The following is a 19583-nucleotide window of genomic DNA, read 5'->3' as shown; positions in this document are numbered from 1 at the left end:
TCCTTATTGCGTTTGAAAATTTCTTTATTGCATCAACCGACAGCCTTATTCAAGGCATTGGACAAGTGAGGCTCTCCCTTGCGCCAGTTTATTTTAAATTGGATTTCAACCGATTCTCGAGGCCATAGAAAAAGAGATATTTTTACAAAACATTGGTTCTTAAATCAATAGCAGGCAGAATTAAATTGAGAAATATGACACATTCAGGCAGAGAACAAAAGCTCTTTCATATACAATAATTACAGACAGAGCCAAACGCAAAAAGAACTGCCTCATAACGGCGCAAAAGATGCGGCATTATGAGGCAGAGAGTGTGTCAGATAAAGGAAAAGAAATGTTATTGTAACACAACTTTTGAATAGCTACCGTGCAACGTTACAACTCTTACCACACAGGGAGTTTGAGGTAAGGCGAGCACGAGGCGAGGTTGGTTGGAGGAAGAAGCACGCAGGAGCAACGCACCATTGAGTGCATAGATCTCAACGCTTTGAAGCCCTTCTTGCTCCACTTCCAACAGTCCGTTTCCGGAGCGCATGGAGCTATGGGTCGACGCATCGGTCAGTCCCGTCAATATGTCATCCGGATAAGAATTGTAAGGGCCATTAACAATGGACACATAGTAAGGGTCGATGGACAGAGGCCAGAGATCTTTTTCCTCCCCATTGATTTCTCCCATCAGTGCCAAGCGATAATTGCGGTGGTTAATGATCTTCAAATCCTTCGCCTTGAGCCATCCGCTCAGAATAGTGGCGATGGAATCTTCCCCTGCGAGATGGACGGTTTGAGTGCTGGAAGCCAACGGGAAGTGTCGTTCCGTTTCAGTATCCACGAGGTGGAGCGTGAGTTTTCCTTCATACTCCTTATCCTTGTTGAGATAAGCGATGCAGCCCAATTTGAAGAGTCGCGTATAGCTCACATCAATTTCTTCGCTCGGCATACTTGAGCCGTAATCGTCCTGGGCGAATCCATTGGCCTTTGCAAAGATATCGGAAGAAACATCCTTACCGACAACCTCCACAAAGGAGGCTTGCTGGCGGTTGATGTTTTGCACGGGACAGGTCTCCAGCGTGTGCTCCTTGATGATTGTCAGACGCAGGCGGTAGCGACCTGGAGCAACATCGGCAGGTAGGCGCAGCGGAAATTTCACAAAGGTGGTGGCGAACATCTCAAAGTCGACAGTTTTTTCCGTTAATACTTCGGCAACAGGCATATCGCTATCGTTGAGCAGTTCGAGTTTCACCTGTCCGTCGAAAGGTAGCGCATTGAGTTTTCTGATGGCAAGGCGCACAGCGTTGGGTTCGCCTGGTCGCAAAGTGGTCTTAAATTCCGGCTCAGTCATGAGCTGGAAAGCGGCTTCTGTGGAGGCCTTTTCACGGAAAGAAATGTTATCATCCTGCACCTCTAAGACAAAACGCGGTGCTTTCTTGAATTTCATCCATGCGCCCCATTCATCTGTACCTTTGCGTGCTGCAGCGATGGGTAGGAGTGTATAAACGCCGTTGGGAAGCCCGGACAAATCAGTGGTAAAAGTAACTTCGTCAACGATAAGTCCCGAGGGCGGCATCTTTCCCTCATCTTGTTGGAAGCGAAATGCCGTGTAGCCACCCGTGGAATGATGAGAGGAGGGGCAAGCACGCACCAATGAGCCGTCCTCTCCATAGATGCCGATTCCTATATCGCCAATAAACGGAAGGGAACTTTGGTTGATAAAAGAACTATAAACTATCTTCACATCAGAAGTGGCTTTTTGGGGTGCAGCACCGAGGAAGTGCATCTCGCCACCTATATTGAAAGCCAGATTGGGTGCATCTTCTCGCAAACTTTCTTCAATCTTTGGAACGTCCGGCTTATTGGGGCGTGCCAAAATAACGAGGAGCTGCTTATTAAAACTCAACGGACGCCCGCCAAACTCTGTTCCAGAGGAAGAGAGATTGAGTGCTGCCAACGAATAATAGCCATCAGCCTGTCCGTCCCAGCCAAAATTCATGTGAATCAAGCCTTCACGATCGAAGCCATCAGCCACCCAGGCATGACCGCCTGCCCCGCTTCGCTGACTGCCCGAAATGTAGAGCGGATAACCTTTGCGAAGTTCGTCCTGGATGACTTCTAAGAAATGAGCGTTTCCCTCATTCTCCTTGGTAACAATGGCAGCATCGTAATCGAAATAAGAGCGAAGAGCCTGCGCAGCAGCAAAATTTTGCGCGCCGCTACTATTTGGCGTGTACTGCATATAGACGGAGATACCAACATCGCTCATCAATTTTGCCACGGCATCTTCCTGCTGCGTCGTGTAAGAACCATAGGTGTAAGTGGGACTCATCTGCTCCCAAGCATACTGCGACTGCGAAAAATCAGCTGAGCGCGTTTGACCGTCATAAGTAACGGTGTAACTATTACTTCCCTGACCGCGCAAAGGCCACTTATGGTGGTACATGATTTGAGCCATCGCCGTGGCCACACATCCCGTATAGTAGTGGGTGAGCTTATTGTAAGGTTCGCCCTGTCCCCAGCGAGATTTGATAAGCGGGGGAACGGCATCGGCAGGTTTCGGGGCGTGAGGAGCCTGAGTAGTGAGTTGGGTATTACTTTTCAGCTGGTTGTAAACCTCTCTATAACTCTGAAGCAAGAAACAAACTTCTGGATTCAGACGTGCGGTATCCATCACGCCCGAAGCACTATAAGCCAGCACCTCTCCCATCGCGTCGTTTCCGGCAACAATAACGAAACCGTTTCCGCCTGCATCATTATATATATAATAAGGAGTGGGCTGCAATGAAGCCTTTGCTCGCATCCGCAACTCACGCTGCGTTTGCTTATTGACGCGGACATATCGGCGGGCAACAGAAAGCGCTTCGTCTGGAGATACCTCCCGCGCCTGGACGTTTAAGCCCGACAAAAGAAAAGCTAAAAGAAAAAGGACAAAAGACGAACTCCCACAAAAGGCACAACAGGCCTGGCGGACAATTCGAGATAGTCGGTTAAAATTCATGTAAAAAAGTTTTTGTGAAAATATAAGATATAAAAATAAGAAACAAAGAGGGATGAAATTCCAGCACTTATTCAGATTTTTCAGTATGCTCGAACTGATTCAAAAGTCCCTTTATATCCTCCTGCACGCGCTGATACTCTGGACAATCTGTATAGGTTGTGTGTTTGCGGAGCATTTCTTCCACAAGACCAATGCTGTGCTGATAGGAAGCAAGTTCGTTCTGTGCTTGAACGTTATGCACTGCAAGGCGGCGTATCTCATTTTCTTTCTCGCGCCGCAACACTTCGCACACGCCATTAAGCATGGGAGCCACCAGCCCCTTGAAGAGATCGTGGCCGCGCATATAGAGATAGGTGGTTTGTGGGGTCATTCCCAACCGCAAAAGCTCGGCACAGAGCGGTTTGTAAGTCTGCCGCCCTTCGGGGAAGCGTTTTTGCAAACGTGCAATCTTCTGATTGACGCGGTGGCGCAGAGTTTCCAACGTACGCTCGGGATGATAATAGTCGAGTTGATAAATTTCGATGATATGATAAAAGTCGAGCATCGAAAATTCTTTATAACCGCCATAGCGATAACACCAGATGTTCCAAGCAAAGAGCGGCCAGATGATTTCGGAGTAGAGTTGTAGGAATGTTTCGAAGTCGAAGAGTCGCCGATCGTTGAGCGTTGCCATGACGCAGACATTATGGAGCGCGGGAGCATAGCACTGAAAATTCTCAATGGCATATACATAGGTATGGAACACATAAGGATTTTCGCAAACCTCCTTCGACACGAGCGTAGTTCCCTGCATGAGATAGTCATAATCTGCATCCACGCAAGCAATCATATATGCACCTAATTGTGGTCCCAACTCATTGGCGAGAACTTCCTTCTTACCCTTGCTCAGCTTAGTGCGCGAAGGGAGCATCACTTCAAAATAGTAACGCTCCGTTTCCAAAGGGCGCAGCAGCGTACTCCAAAAGAAGACATCGTCATAGCTTTCCACATAAACAACAATCTTCTTCCTTTCTTGCTTCGACTGCAAGCGATTCATCGCTTCTATATAAGCTGAATTCAAATTTTGGGATAATCTCCGAGCCATAGTAAGAGAGAATTAGTCAAGCGTAATATCACTGACCTCTGTCACGGCATCTTGCCAACCATCCATAATGACAGCGGGAGAATGAGTAGTGAGAACGATTTGCGCATTGGGGTTGAGTTCGCGAATAAGCCCAACGAGTCGTTTCTGCCATTCAAAGTGCAAACTGGCTTCTGGCTCATCCATGAAAAGAACGTAAGGCTGCTGATCCTCTGTCAAAGCCGTCAGAAGAATAACAAGAACTTGTTTCTCACCGCTTGAAAGAACATAAGGTTGCAGCACCTCTCCATACTGGGAGAACTGAAGTTCGTTGCTTTTTCGGTCTATTTTCTTCCCCGTTTCAGAGAAGAGATCATCAACGATGTCGAGAAAGCGCGTTTTGATACTTGCTGCATCCGTAGCTTTCTGCCGCGCTTCGGGGTCGCCACTGGTGAGAAGTTCAATCATGCGGTTTCCCACATTCACTTGATAGTCGAGGTAGCGCCGCTGAAGCAAATAGAGCTGCCAGTCGAGTTCTGTTGCCACATGAACATCCGTGAGTTGCTCCAGATGGTCGCTTTTAACCAACTGACGGTCGAAACTCCTGATAATATCATAACGAATACCCGTTGCATCAGAAGGTGCAAACTCCATTGTCAATCCCGTCGAGGTATCAGCCGGAGAGAGTTCGCCAGAAACAGGAAGTTCGCGCAGGTGCTGAATCAAACGATTCAGAATTGTACTCTTCCCTTCTCCGTTGCGTCCACTTAAGATATTAACATCGGGGTTTAGTTCCCAAAGAATGTGTTTGTGCCCAGACCAAAGACTCGGAATATCTATGCGACGAATATAGTTAGCATATTTCATAACTCAACATATTTATCAGTTGCAGCAAAGATACTGAGTTTCTGGCAGATAGGCAAATTAGTAAACATTCCAATACTTCCTTCGCTGCATCTCCTCCGTTTTTCTTAACAGTATTTTTCTCTTTCCTAACTTTTTTGCTTAAAAGTTGCAAAAACATTTATTTTTCCGTTTCTTTGCAAATATCATTATATTTAATGATTATACCGTGGATACACAGCTTTGAGCGTAACACTCTTAATCTTAGGAGAACCCACCTCGAAACTGCAAAACACATGTTCATTCTTAATTCTCATCACTAAATCTTAACTCGTATGGAAAATTCATTTCTGAGGCACTTGTTTCGAGGAGGCCTAATCCTTTCTGCCTTCATTGGTGCATCTGCTTGTCCCTTATCGCTCCATGCTGCCACAGTACGCAGTATTGAAGTAACAAACGAGAAAATTTCTGGCGTTGTTGTTGATGCTGAAACTGGGGAAGCGTTGCCAGGTGTTGCTGTTAGTGTAACAGGACGCACTGCGCGTGCCGTCACTGATGCTAAAGGACATTTCTCCATTGATGCTACAACTGGTGTCAACCTTCGTTTCAGTTTTATCGGTTATGAAACAGCTACAATGAAAGCTGTTAATGGCATGACGGTACAACTCCGCATCAAGGATAACAACCTTAACGAAGCTGTCGTTGTGGGATATGGAGTACAACGTCGTAACAGTATGACAGGCTCCATGCAAACTGTAAAAGGTGCCGACTTGACTAGCACTACAACCACACCTAATGTGGGCAATATGCTCGTGGGCAAAGTACCCGGTGTAGACGTTGTTCCTGGTTCAGGACAACCTGGTTCTATGGGGTCTATCATCATTCGCGGTAAATCGACTATCAATGGTAGCACCGACCCTCTTTGGGTGATTGATGGTGTTATTGTGGGTTCTGACCCAGGTGACATCAACCCTGACGATATACAGAGCTTCACTATTCTGAAAGATGCAGCCTCAACAGCAATCTATGGTAGCCAAGGCGCAAACGGCGTAATTGTTGTTACAACAAAACACGCAGCTATGGGCAATATTAAAATAGGCGTCACAGCTAAAACAGGTATCTCTGTACTCAACAATGGACACGTTCACATGATGAACGGGCAGGAACTATATGACTACTATTCTTCTTTCAGCAATGCTGCTGAAATTGCTTTCCCACGCTGGAATAATGATTTGCGCAACAGCAATTTCGATTGGTGGAAAGAAGCTACACACATAGGGTCTACCCAAGAGTATGGTCTCACCTTGAGCGGTGGTACAGAAAAAATGCGCAATTTCTTCAGCATCGCCACTTATAAAGAGAACGGAGCAGTGAGAGGTTACGACTACACACGCTTCAATCTCCGTTATAAATTGGAGTTCCGCCCCTACACATGGCTGACAATCAGACCTTCTTTTGATGGAAGCAAGACAAATATCGAAGATCGCCAGCGCGATGTCACGTCTATGTACTCCATGTTGCCTTGGGATAACCCTTATGATGAAAAAGGAAAACCTGTTAAGAACTATTCCGACACATGGGTCAACAGCAATTCCACAAACTATCTCTACGAATTGCAGTACAACTGGGCGAAGAGCAACGAGTATCGCTTTAATGGCAACATCGACTTCGATATTCGCCTTACAGATTGGTTGACATTCTCAAGTGTTAATAGCTATCGGTGGTTCACAGAAAAGGATAAATCTTACACCGATCCACGCACCTCTGGTGCAGAAGATATAGGACGTGTAAGCGAAAGCTCTTCTATCGGCGAACGTCGCTACACTAACCAACTCCTACGCTTCGACAAGAGTTTTGGACTTTGGGGTATCAATGCATTGTTAGGTTATGAATTCAACGATGGCAAATTCTCACCTTCAAGTTCTTCAGGAACAGGCATTATGAAAGGTTACTCCGAACTTGATGTCACCACAACTCCTGAAGCTGTGGGAGGAAACGACTACGAATGGGCCGTACAGAGCTATTTTCTCAACGCTAATGCTCAGTACGACAATAAATACATGGCTCAATTGAGTCTGCGTAGAGATGGCGCCAGCAATTTTGGAGCAAACAAGAAATATGGTAACTTCTACAGCATCAGTGCAGGTTGGGTTATCTCTCAAGAAAAATGGTTTACGCCGACATGGGTCGACTATATGAAGCTACGTGCTGCATACGGATCTGTTGGACAGCGCCCGCATACGCTCTTCCCGCAGTACAGCCTCTATAACATTGGCTCTAGCTACAACGGCACGCCTGGTGCGCTCCTCTCGCAAATTGGCAATCCAAACCTGACATGGGAAAAGACATTCACAACAGGTATCGGACTTGATTTGAACATCCTCAAATGTCTCCGTCTAACTTTCGACTATTATCACAAAAAGACGAACAACTTGCTCTATCAAGTTCCCATCAGCGGAGTTGTGGGCGTTACGAGCATTTGGAACAATATCGGTGAGATGACCAATAACGGCTTCGAGTTCTCTTTGGGTTGGGACATCATCAACCGTGACGATCTCTATTGGGGCTTCAACGCCAACTTTGGAACAAATAAGAATGAGATTAAAAAGCTTTACAGTGGTACCAGCCAAATCATTCTGAACGACAACCCCAGCACGGCAACGACACTGCTCAAACCGGGACTTAGCATTGACACCTATTATCTGCGCGAATGGGCAGGTGTAGACAAAGACAATGGGCGTCCCATGTGGTATAAGACAGATGACAACGGCAATCGCGTCATCACTCACAACTATGCAGAAGCAAATCCTGTCACGCTCAACAAGGATGCAAATCCCGACTTTTATGGTGGTTTCAGTTCAAACGCTCGCTGGAAGGGCTTTGATGCACAAATCGTATTCGGTTTCTCCGTTGGCGGATACCTCTACAACTACTCTCGTGAAGAATACGATTCTGATGGCGCTTATACCGACCGCAATCAGATGAGACTCAAAAAGGGCTGGAGCCGGTGGACAAAACCTGGCGAAAACGCTACACATCCCTTGGCTTCTTACAACAACGACACCAATTCCAACAAACGTTCTTCCCGCTATCTGGAAGATGCAAGCTTCTTGAAGTTGCGCAGCTTGAATATTGGCTACACTTGGAAGTTGCCACAATGGTCTATCGAAAGCCTACGCCTCTATTTCTCTGCCGAAAATCTTTTCACCATCACGAAATATTCAGGTGTTGACCCAGAGCTCCCCGCTAGCAACCTACGCGACAATTCTGGTGCGCGCTTTGCGTCACGCAGTATGAATGCGGGGCCTGCTGTTTATCCATCAGTGCGCCGCTTCTCTCTTGGCTTAAATATCAATTTCTAAAACATCACGTTGAAGTTGACAAAATATAGAACATTATGAAAAAGATCATATAATCTATGGCACTGATTACTGCCATCTGTTTCAACTCCTGTAACATAGACCGCTATCCTGCCAGCAGCATGGACGGCGATGAAGCCATTGGCAATATTGACGAGAATTTCCCCTCACTGCTCAAAGGTGCTTATGGCTACCTCAAAAACTGGTCGGACGTTATGCACCGCTGTGGCGAATATGCAGGCGACAATATGATGATTCGCGGTACTTCCACCGATGCTTTCTATGAGTTTATCTCTTTCTCCCGCACCCCTAACAACTATCGCTTACAGAGTTTTTGGGATCGCAGCTATAAAGTGATTGCTCAAACATCGAACCTCATCAAGGAAGTGCCCGAAGGAAAGAGTGATGAAATTGACACGCAATTAGGCGAGTGCTACTATCTCCGCGGTATGCTCTACTTCTATCTCTGCCGTGCATACGGCCGCCCCTATTATCAAAATCCAGAGCAGAATCTGGGCGTACCCATTGTCAATGGAACTCCCGACAATCCTGCAATGGCAACTCTGCCCGATCGCTCCACTGTGAAGGAGACTTACGAACAAGCCATCAGCGATCTCAAGAAAGCAGCCAGTCTCATGAAGAAAGACATTCATGGTGAGCAGGCTCACATCTATGCCAGCCGCGAAGCTGCTTGGGCCATGCTGAGTCGCATCTATCTCTACATGAGTGGTACGTACGAGAGCCCGAATCAGGAATACGCACGCGAGTGTATCACCTATTCGGACATGGTTATCAACTCCGGTAAGTTCAGTCTTCTCACTCGCGAGGAATATGGCAAGAGCAATACTCTTCTTCCAGAAAAAAACACTGAAGACATCTTTGTCATCAAGCGTATCGGATCAGAATTTCCAGGCTACGACTACTACTTCGGCATCGGTGGTATGTACGCCAACATTGGCGGTATGGGCTGGGGCGAGATGTACGCCAGTGCAAAATATCTGGATCTGCTCAACGAAACAGGGCAAAACGATTGGCACGAAGGAACCTACACCGACATCCGCGCTAAGTTTATCGAACCGCAATATACGGACAAAAAGACTCCTGTATTCCGCTTTATCAAAAATGTGTATAACAACGATGGAACGCAAACGAACTACAACTACGTTCAAATCCCTTACACGAAAAAAACAGGCGATACAGGCGATACTATCATATGCCAAGAAAATAATGAGCAGAGCTATACACTCACTCCCGTTGACCCCAGCCAACGCCTCTATAGCATTCAGTATTCCGACGGAAAGACCTATCAAGGTGTGCTCGACTACGAGATGAAGCTCAACCGTGTTTATCCTATGTTCTACATCGTCAAGTGTTCTCGCGAAGGCGGAGAAGAGAATCATCTCTATTCTCCCATCATCAGCCGTCTCGATGAGATTTATCTCAACCGCGCAGAAGCCAACGTGAAACTCGGAAATCTCGCTCAGGCTATGCAAGATATCAACACAATCCGCGGACGCAGCATCGTGGGAGGCGAATACAACGCATCGCAATTCACAGCTATAACGGCAAAGACATTAGTAGACAAAGAGCGTCAACTCGAACTGGCTTACGAAGCAGAACGCAGTTATGATGTATTCCGCAATGGAGGCACGCTGACGCGCCACTATCCAGGGCCACACCATCCTATGGTTGATATCCCAGCTACAGACTATCGCGTGGTATATTTCATCCCGCAAACAGCTATCGACAGCTACAAAGGTACGTTGACACAGAATCCTGCATCCAACTAACCCTCACCTTCATAAAAAAGGTAAAACATTATGGCTCGCAGCAAAGTGCTGCGAGCCATTTTTAGTATCGAAAAACAATAATGATGATATATATGGCTTCTACACTCCTACCAGAAAAAGCTTATTTTTATTGTCACGTTGTCACAGAGAAGAGAATCTATTGATAAACAAATATTTAAGTGCGTGACAACAAACTTTTTTCGTCATTTTGTTGTCACCCCGTTGTCACGCACATAATATCAATATTTTCAATCAGTTACAACTAAAATGTGACAACGTGACGACGTGACAACAAAAAACAAGATGTAGGAAGAAGAGAGCATCAGCATATATTTTCGCTTTATTGTAGGCGCTCGCAGCTACAATAAGGGAGTTGGCTGACGCAATAAGGATGTCAGCTGATAGGCTTATTGTATTTCCGAACACGATAAGGATATTTGCGATGGAGCATTTCAAAGTTTCAGAAAGGCTTCACTCTCTACCAGCCTGAATATGAAGGAAAAAGAATGAAGCTTCTGAAACTTTTTCTCAAACTCTGGGGCGTAGATATTGCAGGTAATAGGCGAATGAAGCTCTCTTCTGAAGACGTGTTTACACGTTTCTTGGTCATAAAGAGAGCAGAAAAAGAAACTCCTGCTTTGTTATTCAGGAAATTAGCCGTACTTTTGCACCGCTTTTCCGCATAGCCGCTGGCAGAGAACGAATGAACTGTATATGCTATGCTGGGACCGACAAACAATATTTAATTCCCAAATCAAAAATGGCAGATTTAATTAAAATTGCTGAAGAAGCTTTTGCTACGGGCATCCAGATGCCAACTTTCAAAGCTGGTGACACTGTAACTGTGGCATACAAAATTGTCGAGGGTAACAAGGAGCGTGTACAGTTGTACCGCGGCGTTGTTATCAAAATCGCAGGTCACGGTAACAAGAAGCGCTTTACAGTTCGCAAGATGAGCGGTACTGTAGGTGTTGAACGTATCTTCCCTATGGATAGCCCCGCTATCGAAAGCGTTGAGGTAAACAAAGTGGGTAAGGTTCGCCGTGCTAAGCTCTACTACCTGCGCAACCTCACTGGTAAGCGTGCTCGCATCCGTGAAAAGCGTACAGCTACGGTTAAGCAATAAGCCGCTTCTGCTTTTTTGCAAAGCAAGTAAAAAGAGACCATCCTTTCGAAGATGGTCTCTTTTTTTATTGTGGACAATATAGAAAACAAGCTCTTCTGCTTGTTCCCAAACCTTTTTCAATCCATGCTATATGTGTGAATACTACTGCCTTGAGCACTCGGCAAATAGTTGATCCCCCACCAACACACTTGGAGGAATATGAAACTGACAAGCAGCATAACAAAAGATGTGCGCAGATGGCGAGGATTGGACCGGCGAAAATGAATATAGATGAGGTAGCTAAACCATGTGATAGCCGCCCAAGTTTCTTTGGGGTCCCAACTCCAATAATGTCCCCATGCTTCTTTTGCCCACAAAGCGCCAAAAAGCATACCGATAGTCATAAAGGCTAAGCCAATATAGGAGAGATTATCGGTGAGTTCTATCTCTTTTTCCTCTACAGCAGAACGCTTGAAGAAAAGCAAATAGATACTCATCAAAGCAGCTGCTCCAAGAAGGGCGTAGGCAAACATGTAGATGATTACGTGAGGGGCAAACCACGGACTTTGCAGAGCAGGCATCAACGTCTTGTTGTGGATTTCTGGTTTGAAGAGATTGATACAGACAAAGACAGTGGAGAGCAATGTACTGAAAGCTAAAATCCACTTATACTTCCAACGACTATACACGATGAAACCTGCCAATGGGAGAAAGAAACTATACCAAAGACGCGTTTCTCCCATGGTGCGAAGCGGTGGACGCTCCAACGAAAACCACATGAGAGTGATGAAACTAAAGAAGATAATAAGGCCAATAGTCGTAAAGCTGTAAACCAACAAAGGACGCTTTTCTTTCCATGCGAAAAGCGCACCTGCCGCCCAGAAAAGTATGGCGGGAATAGCGAAACATATAAATGATGACCAGGACACGGTGTTTTAATGTGCTAATTAAGAAATGTGCTAATGTGCTAATTATTATTTGCGCCTACTCCCCATAACAAACATGAGAATCGCACCAAGGAGAAGGAGGGCTATACCCACATAAACATAAGGAAGCCAGGGATCACGAACGAGTTCGAAGACAGAATACCGACTCCATCGCCCGCGATCGTGGTCGTAATCGAGTTGATATATCTTCCATCCGCTGACGCTGAGTGGCTTATTAACATCTATCGTATCGCGGAGTTTACGCCCATCTTTCGTGTAAACCGTTACATCCGAAGCAAAGCGGCGCGGTTCAAGTTGCGGCATAGCAACAGCGGTTTTCGCATCGAGCGGGAGCACTTGCATGGGGAAATAGAAACTGCCACAACTCACCCAACCACTAATGCGATGATGGGTAGTAGGATTGATGACTTCCACCATAGCTGCAGGAATTGCACCGGCTGAGCCCCAAGCAACAGCTTTCAGTTTACTCCCTTCGGGTACAAGAGCTGCAAAAGGCAAATACTGCTTAACATGTATCTCCCAACCATTCAAACGGCCGTGAGCAAGACTATCTTCGAGACTCAGCACATCGGACTTTCCACGCGGAAGTGCATCTCCGCTTTTACTATCGATAACGATGAGCTTCGGCGGATATGTGTCCATGATAAAACTATTGAGTTGCACCGCAAAGTCGAGCTCATGAACGTTATTCTTATCATCGAGCCCACGCCATTCGGGAACTTCTGCTTCCAACTCCGCTCCCAATCGCAGGCGTTGCATATCCGCACTTCCGAGTGTCCCACAAGTGAGGACAAGGAAGAGTCCGAAATGTGACACAAGAAAGGGGACTCCTCGCCAAGTGAAATGGCTGATTTGTCGAAGAATAACAAGTCCAAGTATGTAAGTCATCCACATATATACGAGAACAAACGCCCAATGGCTCAACATCTTAGTGATTCCCAAAGGGTCAGAAGAGAAAGCTTCGAGCCCTACTTGCTTCGTTAATCCCATAATAAGCGTGAGCAGTGCAACCCAAACGATTGCTCCCACAGCCGCTTGGCTACTACTCATCCAACGCAGCACGTAGAAGCGGTTTCTTAAAAGCCAGCTACCCAGAATGAGTAATACCCAAAATACTAAAAAGATAAGATTGACGGGAAATGCAAACAAATCCCATTTAATCGGACCTATTGTAAACTGTAGCAATAGTCCCGTTAAAACAAGCCCGCCTCCAATAAATAGAGCTTCTTTAATTTTCCAAGGTTTTATCCACACGATATTTTAATGTGCTAATTTAGTAAATGTGCTAATGCGGGGCGACAAGGTCGCTTGAATGTGCTAATGTGGCTTGAATGTGCTAATATGCTAATGATCTAACGGGACACACGGTGTAACCCACATTAGCACATTGTCTCATTAGCACATTAGCACATTTTCTCACATTAGCACATTTCCTAATTATCACATTCTTTTAGTGAATTCTTCCCTTCGCCTTTGCTTCCTGAATCCATTTAGGAACAACGGTAGTGAGGAACTTCTTCTTGTCGCCATTCATCTTGGCCATATCCAAGCCGATGTACTCCTGCGCCTTGGCTTTCGTACTGATGTCTGGCATTGGAACTTCACCCGTGAAACCGTGCTTCGCCAAAACTTTTGAGATAGAGAAGCGAGCTTTGTGAGCAAAGTCGAGAGCCGAAGCAAGAATGCGCATCACTTCATCCGTTGCGTGGAATGAAGCACCATGGGAAGCCACTGCGTAGTCCCAACGCCACTGACCAGAACGAAGATCTTGCAGAGTTTCTTTCATTTCATTTTCCGTAGCACCCTTATCCCAAGCAAACTTCGCTTCAATGTGTGCTTTAGCCAACTCTGCTTCAACGCGGTCACGAATCTCATTAACTTTACGCTGATGCTCGTAGACATAGCCTTTCAATTTCTCAGCACTCTCGCGATGACATACCTGACAAGTGCGGTCTATATTAGCCAACGGACTTGTAATCTGATGATCCGAGAACTTAACGCCACCTTCTGCCTTATAAGGCATATGGCAGTCAGCACAGGACAAACCACGCTTACCATGCGTACCTTGCATAAAAAGCGTATAGCCCGGATGCTGCGCTTTCAGAATCGGAGCGCGACTCAAAGCGTGCGTATAATCTGTAAACTTAATCTTATCAAAATAGCGTTCTATATCTTCGACGCTGTTTCCCTCATCCATCGGAAAAACAAGATAACTCGTACCCTTCTGGAAATAGTATTCTTCATGACATTGTGCACAAACAAGCGAACGCATTTCTTGATGTGGACGCGTGTTGACATCTTCGCCGTTGTGAGTGCGTGCCCATGCCTCCTTCAAAGCAGGACGACTCACACAAAGATTCATCGTGACAGGGTCGTGACAATCGGAGCAACCGATAGAATTCATCATCTGACTACCATGTGCCGACCATGGTGCTTTATAGAAGTTTGCCACCCCCATTTCACGCATCAAGCGAGGAACATCTGGTCCCTTACATGTCCAACACGTTCCGGGTTGTTTCTCCCCCTTATCACCAGGTATCATCGGAGCACCAGTGCGCAAAATCTCGCGCATATCCTCAATAGCGTGCGAATGACCGCGCGGAGAATTATACTCCCAAGAGAAAGCGTATCCCGCCCAAAGAATCACCATATTGGGGCGCTGAGCCAAGACATCCTTTCGTTGACTCCCATTAAACTCACTTTCAAACGTAGTATCTGCTGTCATCTTCCACGTTTCATACTCACGCGGAAAATCAACTGCAAAAGAATCGTTGAGAGAAACAATACTGTCCTTCATCGGGAATCGGCGGTTGTTAAAAATACTTGCCACTTCGGCGCGACGCTCCATCAGCGACGCTGCCAGAAGTCCCAGACAGAAGACAATGAGCATGGCACCACCAAAGAGAGCCCAGCCTTGCCATGTTTTGAGTTTTCGCTGTTGTTCTGACATAATAATATGATTTTTTAGTTTTTACAAATAGAAAAAAATATTACCGTCCGCCAACGGTTTTATGAAGCCATTGCGGAGCTGTTGCAGGCGGATAAGGAACAATAGCATTGGGAGTGCTCGAAAGCCCCACCCGTCCATGCGGTGTTTCGCGGTGGCAATCCCAACAAGCTTTCCCCTCGTTACGCTGCGCCATCATGTAGTCGATACGCCCCGTATTCACCAGTTCGGTGTTCAACTGGGTATGACAACGTATACAGTTATCCATTATCACTTCCGCACTCGCTTCTTTGAGCATGATAACATCTTTCTCGCTTTTGGTCACAAAGGCAGCCACGTGTCCAATACCATCTTTCGCTTTGAAATAGTACTTTGCAAACACACTGCTGTGCGGAACATGACAATCGTTACACGTTGCAGTATGAGCATGCGAACTATGTGCCCATGTAGCATAATAAGGTGTCATCACATGACAGTTCATGCACGCTGCTGGGTCATCCCCCAAATACGTTGTAAAGCGGAGAGTATATAAAAACAGGCTTCCAAGTCCTGCTATGCAGCCGACAAGTAGAATCAAACCTACTTTCTCTGCACGTGAAAGACGACTCTTGAAATCGTTCCACAGGGCTTTCATCTTACAAAATAATCCCATATAAGAGTCTTAATAGTTGTTCCTTTTGCAAAGTTCAGTTTACATTTTTAATCCTGCAAAAGAAAAAGGAGCTTTTTTATACATCCTCATTAATTAGGAGACCATTTTTAAGTTTTTATAACTTTTTACGGGATGAAATAGTATTTCATCCATACTCCCGCAAGACATTTAAAGTTTTTTATCTCCGCTTCATACAATAACATAAACGGCAACTCCGCTAACTTTTGTTTGGAGCCCCCCCTCAGTCTCTCTCGTTTCACTCAAAGCAAAGCACCCTAAGATTTCATTTTCCTAACAGAAATCCTTATCTTCGTAGCACCAAACCCATGAAGACGACAATTTATAAAAGCTAAAGGAGCGTTACTTGACGCTTCTCGCTGCATATTCTCCTGCGCTAGGTGCAGGATCTTTACTAACCTAAATAAATTATCATGTATTTTTCAATTCTCCGAACTGTCGACGAGACAGGCCGACAATGCGTGTCCAAAATGGACTTCAACCAATTCGCACAACGCATTCAGCAACCAGCAAAGGCGCAACACATTGCGGCTTATCGCGAACGCTATCTTCTCCAACCCTCAGCTTTCAGCAGCAGTGATGGTGCCGATGTCGCTCAACTCGACTTAGGCTGTGCCGCTTTCGTACACCCCGCTTTTCTATTCTCGCGCAATCGCGACGGACTGATTAGTAGGAAACACTACAATGGTATTATAGTTCTCGAAACACTCCCCCTTGCGTCTACCGAAAAAGCCGAAAAAGTGCGGGAGGCGGTTAGCCAACAGCCGCAAACGCTCGCCGCCTTCTTAGGCATTGATGCACACAGTGTGAAGATTCTTATGCGTGCTACATTGCCCAATGGAGACTTACCGCAAGTTCCTAACGATATCCAAAGCTTCCATGCCCACGCATGGCAGTGGGGCGTACGCGTTTATGCACCGCTCGTGGAGCATTGCAGCGGTCGCCTTTCTCTCCGCAATGCGGCTCTCTCTCAGCAGCGTTTTCTCCTTTCTGCCGATGCTGCGGCCTTTTTCCGTACCGATGCCGTGCCGTTTATTCTCCAGCAGCCTCATCAGATGCCCCAACCACTCACGGAGACGCCCGATAGCAAGCGCCCAGCAACCGCCCAACTCTCTACACTCATGGCGCAACGTCGCTTCCATTTGCTCCTCAACGAACTCTTGCGCAAACAGGCAGATCACCTCTCCGACGAGCAGCTGCTTCCGCTTCTGGGCGAGGCTTGCTGCGCTGATGGCCTTGCGGAGGAGGAAACCATCCATCAAGCGCAGTGTTTCTTCCATCGCCTCGAACCGGACTATGTGCGCTGTGTGCTCCATAATGTCTACGATCGTTCGTGCACCCCGGCAAATACTATTGGGCTGAATCGCTTGCAGGAGATAGCTCTTCGCCTCGAAGAATTTATGCAACGACGCTACGAAGTGCGCTTCAACACCTTGTTGGGGCAACTTGAGTATCGCTGTCGCCATTCTTCGCAACCCCATTTCTGTCCCGTTGACGAACACGTGCAAAGCACTATGGAACTGGAGGCACAGAAAGAGGGAATCAATCTCCTCTCGCCCGACATGACGCGTTACCTCCGTGCTCGCCCACTGCATTTCAATTCTGTGCAGCACTACTTCGACCATTTGCCGCAATGGGACGGAAAAGAGCGCATCGCCCAACTAGCACAACGCATTCCGTGCAACAATCCACGTTGGTCGCAACTCTTCCGTCGCTGGCTGCTCGGCATGGTGGCTCATTGGCTTCATTTCGACGAACGCCACGGCAACCAGATTTCTCCACTGCTCGTAGGCCCACAGGGCTGTCATAAATCCACATTCTGCAATCAGCTCCTCCCGCCCGAACTGCGCATAGCTTACACCGACAGTCTTGATCTCACTAGCCGACGCGATGCTGCCCTCGCCCTCAACCGCTACTTGCTCATCAACATCGATGAGTTCGACCAATATCGCGAGTCGCAGCAAGCTCATATCAAATACTTGCTGCAAGCTCCCTCCATCAGTGTGCGCCGTCCTTATGCCACCACAGCCGTCACTCTCCCACGCTATGCTTCGTTCATCGGCACGAGTAACCGCACTGACCTCTTGACCGACCCAACAGGTAGTCGCCGCTTCATCTGTGTGAACATCACCGCGCCCATCGATGTAGAAACTCCCATCCACTACGAGCAACTCTATGCCGAACTTCTCCATGCGCTCTATCACCGCGAACGCTACTGGCTCGACACTTCGGAAGAAACCTACGTGCAAGAGCAAAACCAATCGTTCGAGCAACTCCCCTATGTGGTCCAACTCTTCCAAGCCTATTTTCGCCAGCCCACTCCCTCCGAAACTGGCGAATGGCTCACCCCTACCCACATCATCGAACGCCTCCAGAAGTATTCCCGCATAGCAATACCGATGGGGCAGATAAATAACTTTGGACGATATTTGCAAAAAATGAAGTTGGAAAATCGCCGCACGCGCACATCACGTTTATACTATGTAGTTGAAGGCTCTCCAGAGGTTTCATAATTTCGTTGTCACGTCGTCACGTTGTCACGCCTAGCAGATATTCACCTTATTTTCAGCATATTAAAAGCATTTTTCAAGTGTGACAACAAATTTCATCCAGTATTTTGTTGTCACACTTCAATATATGCTTCACAACACTGATAATCAATCACATAAAAACAAAGTGTGACAACGTGACGACGTGACAACAAAAAATTAAAACTACTGAAGAGTGACACTCTGCTCTGTACTGAAAAAGGTTGACAGTTCTGTTTGTTAAAATATCTTTTGGTTGACAGCTCCTGAAGTTTTATGGGAGGTTGTCATTGTTATTCCTAAATCTGTTTTAGGTTGACACTTGCCTTATGGTGGTAAAGATAAGGATTTTTAATTTATTTGGCTTTCTATTTTATTTGCGATGGCTGCTAGAGGTATGAAAAACACCGAGGGGGTGCTGTCGGCAGGGGGCGAGTAGCCCCCGAGAGACATTGTGCTATGCTGCTTGTTCTAATAAGCGTTTCATTTCTTCGAGAGGTGTCCTCATTTCTAAACTTTGATGGGGGCGTACTCGATTGTATATATCAACGGCTTTTTGCACGAGTTGCTTTACTTCCTCGAAGCTCTTTTCTTCTGTTTCAAAGAGCCATCCGTTCTTTACGGTGTTGTTGATTCTCTCTGCTAGGGCATTGTGTAGAGGGTCGCCTGTTTGAGTCATACTGGCTCTTATTCCGAGGTCTTTCAATAGCGCAATGTATTCATTGCAGCAATATTGAGTGCCTCGGTCGGAGTGGTGGATGAGCCCTGCTGGGTTGACATGGTTGACTCTATAGAAGTCGATAGCTTTCTTCATGGCTTCTATGGGGCCGTCTTTGGATAAGGTGGGATGGAGCTGCCAACCTACTATGACTCTTGAGGCGGCATCTGTTACCAGTGAGAGGTAGGCCCAACCTTGTTGAGTGGCAACATAGGTGATGTCGGCAACACAGAGTTGACCGAAATGGGTGGGCTTGAGTTTTGGGGTTGTATTAAGTAAGTCATCGAAAATGAAATAATTATGATTTGAAAAGGTTGTCCGAGGACGTTTGCGGTAGCGCTGACACAGGCCGTTGGAACGGAAGAGATTGTAGCATTGGTCGCGACCAATGGAGAACTTAGATTGGAACTTGCGACGACACAGTTCGTAGAGTTCGCGCATGCCTGCTTTGGGGAGGTCCTTGCGTAGCTCTGTGGCATATAGGACGATACTCGTTCCTAGGATTTCCTCTTCTTTTTCTTGATTTATATACTTGTAATAACCTTGTCTGCTTATGCCAAGATAATCGCAGAGAAAGGAGACATTACGCCGCGCGGACGTATCCTCTTCCTGGCTCTGAGACAAAGT

13 protein-coding genes are annotated in these 19583 nt (G+C 46.5%); 5 read left to right on the top strand and 8 right to left on the bottom strand.

What is annotated here, in order from left to right:
- Positions 1 to 337: 337 nt before the first annotated feature.
- The 3 genes from FHS60_RS00835 to FHS60_RS00825 all read right to left on the bottom strand — a co-directional run bounded on the left by FHS60_RS00835 (position 338) and on the right by FHS60_RS00825 (position 4916).
- Complete coding sequence (locus FHS60_RS00835) at positions 338 to 2989, bottom strand: C10 family peptidase (protein WP_183693718.1); 2652 nt, start codon at positions 2987 to 2989, stop codon at positions 338 to 340.
- 67 nt (positions 2990 to 3056) lie between these two features.
- Complete coding sequence (locus FHS60_RS00830) at positions 3057 to 4073, bottom strand: DUF4435 domain-containing protein (RefSeq protein WP_183693715.1); 1017 nt, start codon at positions 4071 to 4073, stop codon at positions 3057 to 3059.
- Positions 4074 to 4085: 12 nt separating this feature from the next.
- A complete protein-coding gene (locus FHS60_RS00825; RefSeq protein WP_183693711.1) occupies positions 4086 to 4916 on the bottom strand; it encodes an AAA family ATPase in 831 nt (276 codons plus the stop codon).
- Positions 4917 to 5227: 311 nt separating this feature from the next.
- Here FHS60_RS00825 and FHS60_RS00820 point away from each other — a divergent pair, with 311 nt between their 5' ends.
- The 4 genes from FHS60_RS00820 (at position 5228) to rplS (ending at position 11167) form a co-directional block, all read left to right on the top strand.
- Entirely contained in the window at positions 5228 to 8254 is a 3027-nt protein-coding gene (locus FHS60_RS00820) for a SusC/RagA family TonB-linked outer membrane protein (RefSeq protein ID WP_183693708.1), read from the top strand.
- Positions 8255 to 8310: 56 nt separating this feature from the next.
- Complete coding sequence (locus FHS60_RS00815) at positions 8311 to 10041, top strand: RagB/SusD family nutrient uptake outer membrane protein (protein ID WP_183693705.1); 1731 nt, start codon at positions 8311 to 8313, stop codon at positions 10039 to 10041.
- Positions 10042 to 10547: 506 nt separating this feature from the next.
- Positions 10548 to 10727 carry a hypothetical protein gene (locus FHS60_RS00810; RefSeq protein ID WP_183693702.1) on the top strand — a complete coding sequence of 60 codons (180 nt, stop codon included), beginning with the start codon at positions 10548 to 10550 and terminating at the stop codon, positions 10725 to 10727.
- 74 nt (positions 10728 to 10801) lie between these two features.
- A complete protein-coding gene (gene rplS / locus FHS60_RS00805) occupies positions 10802 to 11167 on the top strand; it encodes a 50S ribosomal protein L19 (protein WP_183693699.1) in 366 nt (121 codons plus the stop codon).
- 116 nt (positions 11168 to 11283) lie between these two features.
- Here rplS and ccsA read toward each other — a convergent pair whose 3' ends face one another.
- From ccsA to nrfH, 4 genes are all read right to left on the bottom strand, one after another.
- On the bottom strand, positions 11284 to 12075 hold the full coding sequence (ccsA, locus tag FHS60_RS00800; protein ID WP_183693696.1) for a cytochrome c biogenesis protein CcsA: 792 nt from the start codon (positions 12073 to 12075) through the stop codon (positions 11284 to 11286).
- A 45-nt stretch (positions 12076 to 12120) separates the two neighbouring features.
- Positions 12121 to 13242, bottom strand: coding sequence for a cytochrome c biogenesis ResB family protein (locus tag FHS60_RS00795; RefSeq protein WP_183693693.1), 1122 nt, complete (start codon positions 13240 to 13242; stop codon positions 12121 to 12123).
- 301 nt (positions 13243 to 13543) lie between these two features.
- Complete coding sequence (gene nrfA / locus FHS60_RS00790) at positions 13544 to 15043, bottom strand: ammonia-forming cytochrome c nitrite reductase (protein WP_183693691.1); 1500 nt, start codon at positions 15041 to 15043, stop codon at positions 13544 to 13546.
- A gap of 40 nt (positions 15044 to 15083) precedes the next feature.
- Positions 15084 to 15692 (bottom strand): cytochrome c nitrite reductase small subunit, encoded by a 609-nt coding sequence (gene nrfH / locus FHS60_RS00785; protein ID WP_420837962.1) that lies wholly within the window; start codon positions 15690 to 15692, stop codon positions 15084 to 15086.
- Between the two features lie 431 nt (positions 15693 to 16123).
- Here nrfH and FHS60_RS00780 point away from each other — a divergent pair, with 431 nt between their 5' ends.
- Complete coding sequence (locus tag FHS60_RS00780; RefSeq protein WP_183693689.1) at positions 16124 to 18223, top strand: VapE domain-containing protein; 2100 nt, start codon at positions 16124 to 16126, stop codon at positions 18221 to 18223.
- A 472-nt stretch (positions 18224 to 18695) separates the two neighbouring features.
- Here the strand turns inward: FHS60_RS00780 and FHS60_RS00775 are convergent, their stop codons facing one another.
- Complete coding sequence (locus FHS60_RS00775; protein ID WP_183693687.1) at positions 18696 to 19580, bottom strand: IS3 family transposase; 885 nt, start codon at positions 19578 to 19580, stop codon at positions 18696 to 18698.
- Positions 19581 to 19583 lie beyond the last annotated feature (3 nt).

Origin of the sequence: Alloprevotella rava, from assembly GCF_014195585.1 — a bacterium.
GTDB lineage: Bacteria > Bacteroidota > Bacteroidia > Bacteroidales > Bacteroidaceae > Alloprevotella > Alloprevotella rava.
This window is presented reverse-complemented; position numbering and strand designations above follow the sequence as displayed.

Bases quoted from the DNA above. Each gene is read 5' to 3' on its own strand.
- FHS60_RS00820 (WP_183693708.1), top strand. From the start codon at position 5,228: ATGGAAAATTCATTTCTGAGGCACTTGTTTCGAGGAGGCCTAATCCTT.
- FHS60_RS00780 (WP_183693689.1), top strand. From the start codon at position 16,124: ATGTATTTTTCAATTCTCCGAACTGTCGACGAGACAGGCCGACAATGC.
- rplS (WP_183693699.1), top strand. From the start codon at position 10,802: ATGGCAGATTTAATTAAAATTGCTGAAGAAGCTTTTGCTACGGGCATC.
- nrfA (WP_183693691.1), bottom strand. From the start codon at position 15,043: ATGTCAGAACAACAGCGAAAACTCAAAACATGGCAAGGCTGGGCTCTC.
- FHS60_RS00825 (WP_183693711.1), bottom strand. From the start codon at position 4,916: ATGAAATATGCTAACTATATTCGTCGCATAGATATTCCGAGTCTTTGG.
- FHS60_RS00830 (WP_183693715.1), bottom strand. From the start codon at position 4,073: ATGGCTCGGAGATTATCCCAAAATTTGAATTCAGCTTATATAGAAGCG.
- FHS60_RS00835 (WP_183693718.1), bottom strand. From the start codon at position 2,989: ATGAATTTTAACCGACTATCTCGAATTGTCCGCCAGGCCTGTTGTGCC.
- FHS60_RS00815 (WP_183693705.1), top strand. From the start codon at position 8,311: ATGGCACTGATTACTGCCATCTGTTTCAACTCCTGTAACATAGACCGC.
- FHS60_RS00810 (WP_183693702.1), top strand. From the start codon at position 10,548: ATGAAGCTTCTGAAACTTTTTCTCAAACTCTGGGGCGTAGATATTGCA.
- nrfH (WP_420837962.1), bottom strand. From the start codon at position 15,692: ATGGGATTATTTTGTAAGATGAAAGCCCTGTGGAACGATTTCAAGAGT.